This window comes from Albimonas sp., assembly GCF_055129145.1.
The window spans coordinates 1-12,808 of record NZ_JBSRTQ010000020.1 but is presented as its reverse complement, the minus strand read 5'-3'; the positions used below and the strand labels follow the sequence as shown (position 1 = coordinate 12,808).

At 69.4% G+C, this 12,808-nt stretch carries 12 protein-coding genes; 9 read left to right on the top strand and 3 right to left on the bottom strand.

Annotation, left to right across the window (positions count from 1 at the left end):
- Window positions 1-243: 243 nt before the first annotated feature.
- The 9 genes from cas3 to ACTB72_RS05545 all read left to right on the top strand — a co-directional run bounded on the left by cas3 (window position 244) and on the right by ACTB72_RS05545 (window position 10,024).
- Entirely contained in the window at window positions 244-2,514 is a 2,271-nt protein-coding gene (cas3, locus tag ACTB72_RS05585) for a CRISPR-associated helicase Cas3' (protein WP_463035996.1), read from the top strand.
- A gap of 109 nt (window positions 2,515-2,623) precedes the next feature.
- Entirely contained in the window at window positions 2,624-2,887 is a 264-nt protein-coding gene (gene cas5, locus ACTB72_RS05580; RefSeq protein ID WP_463035995.1) for a CRISPR-associated protein Cas5, read from the top strand.
- The gene (gene cas8c / locus ACTB72_RS05575) at window positions 2,772-4,352 is read left to right on the top strand and encodes a type I-C CRISPR-associated protein Cas8c/Csd1 (protein WP_463035994.1); all 1,581 of its coding nucleotides are present in this window, start codon (window positions 2,772-2,774) and stop codon (window positions 4,350-4,352) included. The genes cas5 and cas8c overlap by 116 nt, the downstream gene beginning before the upstream one ends.
- Window positions 4,349-5,302, top strand: a complete 954-nt coding sequence (gene cas7c, locus ACTB72_RS05570) for a type I-C CRISPR-associated protein Cas7/Csd2 (protein WP_463035993.1) — start codon at window positions 4,349-4,351, stop codon at window positions 5,300-5,302. The genes cas8c and cas7c overlap by 4 nt, the downstream gene beginning before the upstream one ends.
- The gene (locus ACTB72_RS05565) at window positions 5,302-5,499 is read left to right on the top strand and encodes a CRISPR-associated protein Cas4 (RefSeq protein ID WP_463035992.1); all 198 of its coding nucleotides are present in this window, start codon (window positions 5,302-5,304) and stop codon (window positions 5,497-5,499) included. Before cas7c ends, ACTB72_RS05565 begins: the two co-directional genes overlap by 1 nt.
- A 23-nt stretch (window positions 5,500-5,522) precedes the next feature.
- Window positions 5,523-5,933, top strand: coding sequence for a CRISPR-associated protein Cas4 (gene cas4 / locus ACTB72_RS05560; RefSeq protein WP_463035991.1), 411 nt, complete (start codon window positions 5,523-5,525; stop codon window positions 5,931-5,933).
- A complete protein-coding gene (gene cas1c, locus ACTB72_RS05555; protein WP_463035990.1) occupies window positions 5,930-6,838 on the top strand; it encodes a type I-C CRISPR-associated endonuclease Cas1c in 909 nt (302 codons plus the stop codon). The genes cas4 and cas1c overlap by 4 nt, the downstream gene beginning before the upstream one ends.
- 3 nt (window positions 6,839-6,841) lie before the next feature.
- Window positions 6,842-7,132 (top strand): CRISPR-associated endonuclease Cas2, encoded by a 291-nt coding sequence (gene cas2, locus ACTB72_RS05550; RefSeq protein ID WP_463035989.1) that lies wholly within the window; start codon window positions 6,842-6,844, stop codon window positions 7,130-7,132.
- A 444-nt stretch (window positions 7,133-7,576) separates the two neighbouring features.
- Complete coding sequence (locus tag ACTB72_RS05545; RefSeq protein WP_463035988.1) at window positions 7,577-10,024, top strand: CHASE3 domain-containing protein; 2,448 nt, start codon at window positions 7,577-7,579, stop codon at window positions 10,022-10,024.
- 1,155 nt (window positions 10,025-11,179) lie between these two features.
- Here the strand turns inward: ACTB72_RS05545 and ACTB72_RS05540 are convergent.
- From ACTB72_RS05540 to ACTB72_RS05530, 3 genes are all read right to left on the bottom strand, one after another.
- A complete protein-coding gene (locus ACTB72_RS05540) occupies window positions 11,180-11,536 on the bottom strand; it encodes a DUF4915 domain-containing protein (protein WP_463036024.1) in 357 nt (118 codons plus the stop codon).
- A gap of 31 nt (window positions 11,537-11,567) precedes the next feature.
- Entirely contained in the window at window positions 11,568-11,756 is a 189-nt protein-coding gene (locus tag ACTB72_RS05535; RefSeq protein ID WP_463036023.1) for a hypothetical protein, read from the bottom strand.
- 532 nt (window positions 11,757-12,288) lie between these two features.
- A partial coding sequence (locus ACTB72_RS05530) for a DNA cytosine methyltransferase (protein ID WP_463035987.1) occupies window positions 12,289-12,808 on the bottom strand: 520 nt, incomplete at its 5' end.

The window sequence follows — 12,808 nt, the reverse complement described above, 5'->3', positions numbered from 1 at the left end:
AAGCTGACCGCCTTCCCGATCAAGCGCGCCGCCGCTCCGGGGATGGCGCCCGCCCGGACCCCGGGGGCTGAACGGGCTGGGCGGCCGCCTTCGGCGTGAGCGGGCCTGCGCGACGGCTGGAGGCCGCTCGAAGGGTGTCGAAGCACGGCGGAGACGCGTGGGAAGCTCCCACCGAATCTCGAACTCTTGAATCTATTTCTTTTCCATTCATGGTTCGAGGCGGCCTGTTCCGGAGGGGAAACCATGCGTTTTGCACATTCCGGCGCCATGGCGGACCGAAGCGACTGGCAGCCGCTTGCCGATCACCTGCAGCAGACCGCCACGCTGGCGGCGGAGCGCGGGCGTCCGCTGAAGCTGGAGGCCGCCGCAAGGGCTGCGGGACTGCTGCACGATCTGGGAAAATACGCTCCCGACTTCGACCGACGTCTGAGGGGCGAGGCCGTCCAAGTCGACCACTCGACGGCCGGCGCGGCGATGCTTCGCGAAATCGCAGGACGGAAAGAATGCTGTGCCGCCGATATGCTGGCCTACGGCATTCTTGGCCATCATGCGGGCCTCCCCAACCGCGTGGACGCCACGGGGGCCTGTTTCGACCGGCGGCTGGAACGCTTCGTCGACGCGCTCGACCCGGCCTGGCGGACCGAGATCGCCGTCGACTTCGCCGGCGTCTCGGCCGAACTGGCGGCGAAGGCCGTGCCCGGACCGCACGCGGGCTTCGCGCTGTCCGTCGCGTCGCGCATGGTGTTCTCATGCCTGGTCGACGCCGATTTCCGCGATACCGAGGCGTTTTACGACGGCCTGGAGGGGCGGGCGCCCGAACGTGACTGGCCGACGTTGCAGGCGCTGGCGCCTCGGCTCATCACCGCCTTCGACGCAAAGATCGCGAGCCTTTCGGGCGAGCGCGAGGTCAATGCGCTTCGTCGGGAGGTTCTGGCCCATGTGCGCGGCGCGGCGGGCCGGGCGCCGGGGCTCTTCACCCTCACCGTGCCCACGGGCGGCGGCAAGACGCTGGCCTCCCTGGGCTTCGCGCTCGAGCACGCCCGGACGCACGGCCTTCGCCGGATCATCTACGCGATCCCGTTCACGTCGATCATCGACCAGACCGCCGCGATCTTCCGCGGCATGTTCGGCGACGAGACGGTCCTCGAGCATCATTCCGCCATCGACGAGGAGCCTTACGCGCGCGAGGAGCGCAAGCGTCGTCCCGCAATCGACGAAGACCACGGCGCGCGGGAAGGGCGCGAGAAGCTGCGCCTGGCCATGGAGGACTGGGCCGCGCCGATCGTGGTCACCACCAATGTCCAGCTCTTCGAGAGCCTGTTCGCCGCCCGTCCGTCGCGGGTGCGGAAGCTTCACAACATCGCCGGCTCGGTGATCATTCTGGACGAGGCGCAGGCGCTTCCGCGGGATCTTCTGGCGCCGTCCCTGCAAATGATCGACGTGCTGGCGCGCCACTACGGCTGCACCGTCGTGCTCTGCACGGCGACCCAACCCGCCTTCGACAGCCGGCGCCTGGTCGGCGGGCTCGACCTGGCGGGGCGGGAGCTGGCGCCTGATCCGGCGGGCCTCGCGAACCGTCTGCGTCGCACCCGAGTGCGCCTGGCGGGGCCGATGGAAGACGGGGAACTGATCCAGGCTCTGGCCGCGACCGATCAGGGGCTGGCGATCGTGAACACGCGCGCTCATGCGCTGGACCTGTTCCGGTCGGCGGGCGGGGCAGGGCTCGAGGGGCTGGTTCACCTCACCACCCGCCAGTGCGCCGCGCATCGGCAGGAGATCCTGGCGGAGGTGCGGGAGCGCCTTCGCGCGGGCGCGCCCTGCCGGGTGATCGCGACGAGCCTGGTCGAGGCCGGCGTCGACCTGGACTTTCCGCTTGTGTGGCGGGCGGAGACCGGCCTTGACGGCATCGTGCAGGCGGCGGGCCGCTGCAATCGGGAAGGTCGCCGGCCCGCGGAGGACAGCCTCGTCACGGTCTTCGCAGCGCCGGAGCATCCCGGCCCCGCCGAAATCCGCGCGCTGGCCGAGGCGACGATGAGCGTGGCGCGCCGGCACGAGGACCTGCTGTCGCTCGACGCGATCCGCGACTGGTTCGAGGAGGTCTACTGGCGCAAGGACAGGCTTCTGGATCGCCACGGGATTCTGGGACGGTTCACGCTTTCCCGCCAGGGTCCGGACTTCGCATTCCGCGAGGTCGCGGAGCTGTTCCGCATGATCGAGACCACCATGGTCCCGGTCGTCACGCCCTGGGGGACGGCGGCCGAGGCGACGGTGGAGAAACTGGGCGTGAAGACCATCCCCTCGGGCGCCCTGGCGCGCGCGCTTCAGCGCCATGTGGTGCAGGTCCCGGCCCTCGCCCGGGCGCGGCTTGTGGCCTGCGGCCATGCGGCGTTCGAGGCGCCCGGGCTGCGCGGCGACCAGTTCTGCGTCTTGCGCGCGCAGTCGCTCTACCGGGCGGACAGCGGGCTGCAATGGGAGGATGCTGAGTATCTGGCGGTGGATCAATCCCTGATATGAACCATGCAGCGGCGCAGCATGTAAAATCGATCCGGGTATTTGTTTATTTGAGATAATTTCGCTTGCGCCCGTTCATCCTCGAGCGTTCTTTGGGACAAGGGAATTTCAGATGACCTACGGGATTCGCCTGGACGTCCACGGACGCCACGCCCTTTTCACCCGGCCCGAGATGAAGGTGGAACGCGTCAGCTACGACGTGATGACTCCGTCCGCCGCCCGCGGCATCCTCGAGGCGATCCACTGGAAGCCCGCGGGCGATGCTGGTCCCGCAGGCGGTCAACTGCACGGTCGGCATCGCGTCCAATTTTCTGTGGGACAAGTCCGCCTATGTCCTGGGCGTGACGGCCGGCGTGGGCAAGCGGACGGCCGATGAGCACGCGGATTTCCGCCGGCGCCACGAGGAGCGGCTGGCGGAGACGCAGGACGAAGGCCTGCTGGCCCTGCTGCGGTTCCTCGCCGACTGGACGCCGGAGCGCTTCGTTCCGCCCCTCTGGTCGCCGGAAATGCTGGACCAGAACCTCGTCTTCGCCCTCGCCGACGAGCGTCGGGACCGCTTCCTTCACGATCGCCCCACCGCCCAAGCCCTCTGGCGTCGCCTGAAAGATGAAAGCGCCTCCGCCCCTCTCGTCTGCCTGGTGACCGGCGAGGCGGGGCCGGTCGCGCGCCTGCACCCCACGGTGAAGGGCGTCTGGGGCGCGCAGTCCTCGGGCGCGAGCCTCGTCTCCTTCAACCTCGACGCTTTCACCTCTTACGGCCACGATCAGGGCGACAACGCTCCGGTCGGCGAATCCGCCGCCTTCGCCTACGGCTTCGCCCTGAACCGCTTTCTCGACCGCGACAGCGGCCACCGCATCCAGATCGGCGACGCGTCGACCGTGTTCTGGGCCGACGCCTCGGAGGCCGGGGCGGCGGAGGAGGCGGAAGCCCTGTTCGCGGCCTTTCTCGATCCCGCGGCCGATGATGCCGCGGCGACGAAGCGGATCGGCGTCCAGCTCGAGCGCATCCGCCAGGGTCAGCGCCTGACGCAGGTCGCGCCGGACCTCGAAGGCGTGCGTTTTCATGTGATCGGCTTCGCGCCGAATGCGGCCCGCCTGTCGATCCGCTTCCATTGGGAAGGCGATTTCGGCCGGCTGACCGCCAACTACCAACGGTTCCTCGCGGACACGCGGATCGACCCGCCTCCTCGCGACGGCTTCCCGCCGCTCTGGCGCTGGCTTGCGGAGCTGGCTGTGCAGGGCAAGCGTGAGAACGTGCCGCCCAACCTTGCCGGCGACTACGCGCGCGCGATCCTCGCCGGCACGCCCTATCCGCTGACGCTGCTGTCGCTCGCGCTCGTCCGCATCCGGGCCGACGGCCGCCTCGACGCCCTGCGCGCTGCGATGATGCGCTCGGTTCTGGTCCGCAACTTCAACAGGGAGGTCCCCGTGGCGCTCGATCCGGAATTCGAAGACAGGGGCTATATGCTGGGAAGGCTCTTCGCGGTTTACGAGGAGATCCAGCGCTCGGCCCTCGGCGGCCGGGTGAACGCGACGATCCGGGACAAGTTCTATGGTTCCGCGTCGGCCACGCCGCGCAGGGTGTTCAGCCTGCTCGACCGCGGCTCGGCCAATCACCTTCAGAAACTGCGCAAGCTCAGTCCGGGCCGGGCGGTGAATCTGGAGAAGCTGCTGGGGTCCATCGCGGATCGGATGTCCCCCGGCGCGGATCCCTATCCCGTCTCGCTTCCCATGGCCGAACAGGCGCTGTTCGGCCTCGGTTACTACCACCAGCGCAGCGACTTCTTCCGCAAGCGCCCCGAAACCGGCTCCGAGCTCGAGCCTGAGGAGACCGTGGCATGACCGTTCTCGCCCGCCGGCACGACTTCGTGCTGCTTTTCGACGTGACCAACGGCAATCCGAACGGCGATCCCGACGCGGGCAACCTGCCTCGCCTCGATCCCGAGACGAACCAGGGCCTCGTCACCGACGTGAGCCTCAAGCGGAAGATCCGCAATTACGTGGACCTCGCGCCTCACGGAGAGGATGGCTGCCATATTTATGTCGAGGAAGGCGCGATCCTGAACGACAAGCATCGCCAGGCCTATCGCGCCCTGCGACCGGACGATGCGAAGATCGAGGACCCGAAGGCCAAGCTCAATCCCAAGGACGATGCGGAGGCGAAGCAGCTTCGCGACTTCATGTGCAAGAACTTCTTCGATGTGCGCACCTTCGGCGCCGTGATGTCCACCGGCGTGAACTGCGGGCAGGTGAAGGGCCCGGTGCAAATGACTTTCGCGAGCTCTATCGAGCCGATCATGCCTGCCGAGATCTCGATCACGCGCATGGCCGCGACCAACGAGGCGGAGAAGAAGCAGCGTGCCGAAGGCGACGATGGCGACTCCCGGGTCGACAACCGCACCATGGGCCGCAAGCACATCGTGCCTTACGGGCTCTACGCAGCGCATGGCTTCGTGTCAGCGAAGTTCGCGGAGAGAACCGGATTCTCCGACGCCGACCTCGCATTGCTGTTCGAGGCGCTGACCAACATGTTCGAACATGACCGTTCGGCCGCGCGCGGGGAAATGACGACGCGCGGCCTGATCGTGTTCCGCCATGAGTCCGCCTTGGGGAACGCCCCTTCGCACAGGCTCTTCGAGCGGGTTCGCATCGGGCGGAAGGTGGACGGAGCCTTCCGCGAAATCGATGCGCGGCTCGACAACCTGCCGCCCGCGCGCCGTTTTTCCGACTATGCCGTCGAAATTGATCGCGCTGATCTCCCGCCGGGCGTCGAGATCCTCGAGATGATCTGATGCCTTCCGCCGCGGCGCAGGATCCGCAGGAGGAGCCGATGCCGATCTCGGCCCTCCAGCATGTGGTCTATTGCGCGCGGCAGGCGGCGTTGATCCATGTCGAGCGGCTCTGGGCCGACAACCGCTTCACCGCCGAAGGCGACGTGCTGCACGCGGTGGCGGACAAGGGGGCGAGCCGCGGGGCAGGGCGCGGCTGAACCTCGCGGGCATCGCGGATCTGGTGGAGTTCGCCGCGAACCCTGACGGTCGCGAGTCGCCGCTGCCGGTGGAATACAAGCGCGGCAAACCCAAGCTGCACCGCGCGGACGAGGTGCAGCTCTGCGCCCAGGCGCTGTGCCTGGAGGAGATGACGGGCGCCGTCGTCGCCGAGGGGGCGCTTTACTATGCCCAGACGAAGCGGCGCTTGCGCGTGCCCTTCGACGCCGCGCTCCGCAGCCTGACCGAAGCGGCCGCCACAGAGCTCGCGGGGATACTCGCCGGCGGGGTGACGCCGCCGCCCACGCCCCACCGTTCACGTTGCCGGGCCTGCTCGCTGGTCGACCTTTGCCGGCCCGGTGTCGTCGCCCGCCCCGTTCAAGCCTGGCGCGACCGGATGGTGACCCGCGCGCTCGCCGAGGACGACGCGCCGTGAAGAAGCTGCTCAACACCGTCTACGTCACGACCGAAGGCGCTGTCCTGAGGAAGGATGGCGAGACCCTGGTCGCCGAGATCGAGGGCGCCGAGAAGGTCCGCATCGAGGGGCCTGCGACCGGCAATGTCCTGCTGCGCCGCGCCCAGTATCGCGCCGCGGACGAAAGCGCAGGCGTGGAGATCGTGCGCTCCTTCGTGATGGGCAAGATCGCGAACCAGCGCGCCGTGCTGCGCCGCGCCTCGCGCGACCATGGCCAAGAGATGGAAGATGGCGCGCGCGTTGCGCTCGAAGATGCGACCGCACGTCTGGCCGCCATTCTGCGTCGGGTGCAGCTCACCGACGCCTCCGTCGAAACGCTTCGCGGCTCCGAAGGCGAGGCGGCGAACCGGTACTTCGCCGTCTTCGGCCATCTGGTCCGCTCGCCCGATCCCGAGTTCGCCTGGATCGGCCGATCGCGGCGTCCGCCTCTTGACCCGGTCAACGCGCTGCTCTCGTTTCTCTACACGCTTCTGGTTCACGACTGCAGATCAGCCTGCGAAGGCGTGGGCCTGGACCCGGCCGTGGGCTTTCTCCACCGCGATCGCCCTGGAAGACCGAGTCTGGCGCTGGATCTGATGGAGGAGCTTCGCGCCCCGCTCGCCGACCGGCTCGCCCTGTCCCTGATCAACCGCCGCCAGCTGCGCGTCGGCGATTTCCGCCGGATGGACGGCGGCGCGACGCTCCTGTCCGACGAAGCCCGCCGCACCGTCCTGACCGCCTGGCAGGAGCGGAAGAAGGAGGAGCGCCGGCGCCCGTTCCTGCAGGAGAAGGCGCCCTTCGGACTGGTCGCTCATCTGCGGGCGCAGCTGCTCGCCCGCCATCTGCGCGGCGACCTCGATGGCTATCCGCCCTGGTTCTGGAGCTGAGCGATGATGGTGCTGGTGACCTACGATGTGAGCTCCCAGGACGAGAGCGGCAGGAAGCGGTTGCGCCAGGTGGCGCGCGCCTGCGAGGATCATGGCCAGCGCGTCCAGTTCTCGGTCTTCGAGATCGAGGTCGATCCCGCCCGCTGGACCCGGCTGAAGGCGCGGCTGGAAGCGATCATCCGCCCTGAGGTGGATAGTCTGCGATACTATCACCTCGGATCGAACTGGACCCGTCGGGTCGAGCATGTGGGCGCGAAGCCGAGCCTGGACCTGAACGGCCCGCTGATCCTGTGACGCCTGCGAACCCCAAGGGCGCCGACGCGCCCCGGCAGGTTCGCACGCGACGCAACTCCCTGAAAAGCCTGTCCTGGGCGAAGACCGTGCCGAAAACCGTTCGCTTCGCCTGGGGCGGACCTGCGGGTTCGCGAAGCGCGCGGTATTTTCAGCGCCTGCGCCAAAGGTTAAGTGTTGGGCGGTCCCCCCCCTTCGCGGGGGCGTGGATCGAAACTGGTCAGCTACATGCGGTCCGCCGCCGGCCGGCGGTCGCCTCCTTCGCGGGGGCGTGACGTGACCCGTTCGGATCGGCGCCGCGCCGATAACGCATTGTGAACGTTCTTGCTGGAAAACCCCCTCTGATCGACGAGCGGACTCGCTCGGACCGGTCCGGGCGGTCGCCCGCCAGCCATGCCGAGGTCATCGACCGCCTCGCGCCGATAAGACAGGGGCCTCGACCCAGCGATGACCGTCGCCGACACGCAAGCCACGTCCGAGCCGCCCGCCACCTGGTTCGCCAATCTCAAGACCAGCACCAAGATCCTGCTGGGCGTCCTGCCGACGCTGGCGCTCCTGGTCGGGCTCGGCCTGATCTCGCTGTTCAACGTCGACAAGCTGGTGCGCACCAGCGGCTGGGTCGACCACACGCGCGTCGTGCTGTCGGAGGCGGAGAGCATCGTCGCCTCGGCCGTGAACATGGAGACCGGGATGCGCGGCTTCCTCCTCGCCGGCGCGGACTCGTTCCTCGAGCCCTACCGCGCCGGCGAAAAGGCCGCCTACGCTGCGATCACGGATCTTCGGAAGACGGTTTCGGACAATCCCCCGCAGGTCGCCCGACTGGCGGAAGCCGAGAAAGTGCTGCGCGAATGGCAGTCTCAGGTCGCCGAGGTCCAGATCGACCTGCGCCGCGCGATCGGCGATGCGCCCTCGATGAATGACGTCGCCCGGATCGTGGGCGAAGCGCGCGGCAAGGTCTTCTTCGACCGCTTCCGAACCCAGATCGCCGAATTCATCGAGATCGAACGCGCGCTGTTGTCGGACCGAAGCGCCGAACTCGACGCGCAGCTTGACGGCGGCGTGTCCACCCCGGACCAGACGCGCGCGGCCATGGATTGGGTGACCCATACCTACGCGGTCATCGGCGCGGCGAAGGATGTCCTGACCGCGGCGATCGACATGGAGACCGGTCTGCGCGGCTATCTGCTGGCCGGCGACGAGGCGTTTCTCGAGCCCTTCGAAGCCGGGCGCGCCCGCTTCGCCGAGCTCGTCGCGGCGCTCGCGACGACGGTCGGCGACAATCCCGCCCAGGTCGCCCGGATCGGCGCGGCGGCGCAGATCATCGACGGCTGGCTCGGCGAGGTCGCCCAGCCGATGATCGAGCTGCGGACCGGCATCGTCGGCGCGAAGAGCATGGACGACATGCGCGACATGGTCGCCGAAGCCCGAGGCAAACAATATTTCGACCGTTTCCGCGCGATTTTGGCCGCCTTCCATGCCGAAGAGCAGGCCCTGATCGTCCAGCGCACTGCGGCGAACGACTCGACGGCGTCGCAGACTTACCTGCTGGTCCTCGGTGGGATGATCGTCGCGATCGCGCTCGGCCTGGGCGCCGCCTGGCGGGTGGGGAACGGGATCGCCTCGCCGATCCTCGGGATCACCGATGCGATGCGCCGGCTGGCGGAGGGCGATCACGACGTGGCCGTCGTCGGCCGGTCCCGGCGCGACGAGGTCGGCCGGATGGCGCAGGCGCTGCAGGTGTTCAAACTCAACGCGATCGAGAAGGCGCGCCTCGACGACGCGGCCAGGGAGGCGGAGACGCGCGAGCGCGACGCGGCGGAGCGCGCGGCGCTGCAGGTCGACGTCTCCCGGATCGTGTCGGCTGCTGATGCGGGCGATTTCTCGGCCCGTGTGGATCCCCGGTTCGAGGATGACGGGCTCAACCTGTTCGCCCGCCAGATGAACGGCCTGATGGAGACCGTGTCGAAGGGCGTGGGCGAGACGGTGACGGTGATGGCGGCGCTGGCGCGCGGCGATCTGAACGCCCGGATGACAGGCGCCTACCGGGGCGCCTTCGCCGACCTGCAATCGAACGTGAACGCCACGATCGAACGTCTGGGCGAGACCGTGCAGGACATCAAGGCCGCCTCGACGGCCATCGGATCCGCCACCGAAGAGATCGCCGACGGCGCCGTGGATCTGTCGTCGCGCGCCGAGAGCCAGGCCGCGAGTCTGGAGGAGATCGCGGCGACCATGGAGGAGATGGCTGCGACCGTGAAGCGGTCCGCGGAGAATGCGAGCGACGCGGCCAGTCTTTCCGTCGACGCGCGCAAGCGCGCCGACCGTGGCGGGGCCGTGGTCGCCACGGCGGTGAACGCGATGGGGCAGATCAAGGCGGGATCGAGCAAGATCACGGAAATCGTCACCGTAATCGACGGCATCGCCTTCCAGACCAATCTGCTGGCCCTGAACGCGGCGGTGGAGGCGGCGCGCGCCGGCGAGGCCGGCAAGGGCTTCGCCGTCGTCGCGTCGGAGGTGCGGATGCTGGCGCAGCGTTCCGCCGACGCGGCGCACGATATCAAGAACCTGATCAAGTCCAGCGCCGCGAGCGTCGAAGACGGCGTGCGGCTGGTCACCGAGACCGGGGATGCGCTCAAGGATATCGTCGAGGCGATCAGCAGCGTTTCGAACACGATCACCGAAATCTCTGCCGCCAGTCGGGAGCAGTCCTCGGGCGTCGATGAGATCGCCTCCGCGATCGCCTCGATGGATCAGATCACGCAGCAGAATTCGTCGCTGGCCGACAAGAGCGCCTCCGCCGCGCATGATCTCGGCGGCCAGGTGAGACGTCTCGACGAGTCGACCGGTTTCTTCGCGTTCGACAACGCGGCGGCCCGCCTGCGGGCGGCGAGCTGACCTGGGGCGCGATGCCGGCTGCGGGAGGGTTTTGCGACCGTTCCGGCTCATGACGAGCGGCCGCGAAGGGACTGGCGCATCCGCATGGCCTGAAGGCATCGAGCGTCTGCGGCCTCGGCGTCGTTGCGGCGGGAGAGGTTTGTCCAGGATCACCGCATCGCCGGGAGGCGGGACCAGGACCCGGTCTGCATAGGCGCGGAAGCCCTCGTCAGTCATCGGGCCGCAGGTCGGGTTCGACGCGTCCACTTCCACCAGACGCAGTCCGGCGGCCAGGATCATGGTCCGCCGATTCCGCCGGGGGGACGCCCGTGCGCAGGCGCTCGATCCGGGGGGCAGGGCGCGCCGGAAGGCCATCTTCGTGTGCCGCGGCGCCGGTCGGCCGATTTTGCGCTCCACTTCGTCAACACCGCCTAGAGCGTTCTCCCATGCCTCTGACTCGAAAGGGGATTCCCCGCCCATCGGGCTTGCGATTCATCCTGCGCGCGGGAGGAGAACGGCCGGCCTGGATGGGACGAGCCTGTTCGGATCACCTTCGGGGCCGGGCGATCAGGCCGATGGAGGCCGGAGCGTCCCGCCGGGACGCCGCGGACGCGGCTTCGCCCGCCACGGCCTGGCGTTCGAAAAGGACGGCCATGCCGCCGGACAGGACCGCGAAGACGTGGGAGCCGTCCGGCCGGTCTGGTTCGAGGGCCGGCCAGACCTCCACCCCGCGCGGCTGATCTTCCTCGACGAGACCGGGCCTGATACGAAGACGGCCCGCCTGCGCGGCGATCGCCGCGCATGGGCATACCTCCAGATCATTGGCGGACGACGACCTTCGTCCCGCGCTGCGCCTGTCGGGCCTGAACGCGCCGCTGCCGACCTGCGGCCCGATGCCAGGCGAGGTCTTCCTCGCCTGGGTCCAGCTGTCTCTCTCCGCTATCGCGACGACCGACGCCGGTTCCCCGCTCCGGCCCTGTGGATTCTGGTCCTGCGAGCCTCGGCCCGCCACCTCGCCCTTCCGACCCCGGCTGTTGCCTTCGGCGTGCAGTGCCGGCCTCAGGATCCGGTTCCCATTGCGCGCGCTCGCCGCCCCTTCCGATCCGGCGCTGCGGATCTGGAACGTCCCCTCGCGGCGAACCGAGATCGGCCCCGCCGGCATCGCGCCTGGAGACTTCAGGCCGACGCCATGGTGACGTGGCGTTCGATGTCCGCGCCGAGAAAGCTGATCGTTTCGGCCTGGCGGATCCCGGGCAGGATGGCGACGTCGTCGCGCTCGCGGAGGGTGCGCTTCCAGCACAGCCGGTGCAGGGTCCGGCCGCTGTCGATGTCCACGATCTGCAGGCCGCACATGGCCGGCGTGACGGCGGCGGCGTGGCGGCCGACGAAGCCCGGACCGCGGGCGTGGCCCTGGCAGGGCGCGACGTCGGTCGCGGCGCCGGTGCGGGGGGCGAGGATGCAGAGCGCGCCCCGGCCCGGATGCAGCACCCACGGTCGCCTGTCATGAAGCCGCGGCGGATGCGGCTTCGACAGGCCCGTCGGCGCCGGCTCGCCGAGGCCACGTTCAGCACCATGCCGTCGTCGCCGCGGTGGTCGCGCCAGCCGCGGGGCATGTCGGACCGCGCCACCAGGCTGACACAGGCCGCGCGGGCGTCGCCATCGCCAAGCCGTTGAGGAGGAAACCATCCTCGCCGGCCTGCGCGGTGACGAAGGGGGGGCGCCAGAGCGGCCGGAAGCTCGCGTCATCGCTGATCGTGGCGAGGCAGGTTCACCGGCTTCGGACCGCGCGTCGTCTTCGGCGAAAACCTGGTCGACGCCGCGCCGCAGCCGCTGGACGCCGACATGTCCGTCACCGACCCTGACGACGATCTCGCCAGGCGGTGCGCTGACCATCGCCGTCAACGTCGCCGCCAGCGACGCGCCGACCGCGAACCGCAATCCGGTGACCGAGGTCACCGACGCCTCCGGCCTGGAGCTGATGAACCGGCACGGAGGTGGGAGTCCTGGCGCCGACCGGCGCGGCCGACCCGTTCGCGGGTGTCGTCGGACTTGGGCCTCTCCCCCAGATTCGTCGATCTGGTGGGCGACGGCGATTTCGACCGCTTCGCGTCGGGGGCGAGCCGGCAGACCTCGTTCGCCCAAGGCATCTCTGACGGGCAGGGCGGGACCGACAGGGCCCACGCCACCTTCACCGTCTTCGCGCCCGACGCGCTGGTCAGAAGCCGGCCGCGGCCCGGCTTCGGCCGGGGCCGCGCGCGGGTTTAGCGGCGCGCCGCCGCCTGACCTCAGGGGCGCGCGGCCGCCCGGATCCTGACGTCGGATGCCGCTTCGGCCGCGTCCATCGCGTCGAGCAGCGGCTCCACCAGCTGCGAGGCGATCCAGCGCGCCACCGGAACCGCCACGCCGTCGCCGGCCAGCTTGTAGGCGTCGGTATAGCCCTTGGGCAGAGCGTAGCTGTCGGGCAGCCCCATCAGCCGCGCCGCCTCGCGCGCCGAGATCAGCCGCATCCGCACCCGTCCCGAAGGCTCGACCAGCACCAGCGTCTGGCGCGACGACCCGCCCGCCGGCGTGCGCAGGCAGCCCGCGAGGTCGAAGCGCACTTCCGCCCGCTGCACCGTGCCCCCCGCGCCATCGGGTCGGGTGCGGCGATAAAGCGTGCCGGCCTGGGCGCGCCCGGCGCGGGCGGCCTCGGCCTTCGCCGCCTCGATCCGGGCGAGATGGCGGGGCGTCATCATGGAGAGCAGGCGCTTCGTCTCCGCCGCCGTGCGCCAGCGCACGCCTTGCGCGTCGTCCTCCACCAGGTCG